1 protein-coding gene is annotated in these 442 nt (G+C 71.5%); it reads right to left on the bottom strand.

Going from position 1 to position 442, the window contains the following annotated elements:
* Positions 1-442 (bottom strand): nucleoside hydrolase (locus FS767_RS21605; RefSeq protein ID WP_144968150.1); only part of this gene is annotated, 442 nt, incomplete at both ends.

The raw sequence follows: 442 nt of genomic DNA, 5'->3' as shown, positions 1-442 counted from the left end.
GCGCGCCCCTCGGGGGCGAAAAAGGTCTGGCCTTCCGCCAGGCCTTCGGTGCCGACGCTGAGATGACCGCGGGCGGTGTGGAACAGCTCGGGGCGGCGCAGATAGGCGAGGGCGCAGCTGTCGTGGGGATGGCAGCCGTCGATGTCCTTCACGCTGCGGTAGAAGTCCGCATAGAAGTCATAGCTGCGGGCGAGCACCTCGCCGAGGGCGCCCTGGCGCGCCGCGATGCGCTGCAGGCGGGGCGGATCGAGCACGGCGCGGTGGGTGGCATCGAGGCCGACCAGGGTCAGTGGCCAGGGAGCGGCGAAGACCCGCGCCGCGGCATGGGGGTCGGAAAAGATGTTGGCTTCGGCCACCGGCGTGACGTTGCCCGGCTCGACGATGGCGCCGCCCATCACCACCACTTCGCGGACGCGCTCGGCGACCGTGGGATCCAGCGCCA

The sequence above is a fragment of the Pseudomonas sp. DE0010 genome (genome assembly GCF_007680745.1).
GTDB classification, from domain to species: domain Bacteria; phylum Pseudomonadota; class Gammaproteobacteria; order Pseudomonadales; family Pseudomonadaceae; genus Aquipseudomonas; species Aquipseudomonas parafulva_B.
This window is presented reverse-complemented; position numbering and strand designations above follow the sequence as displayed.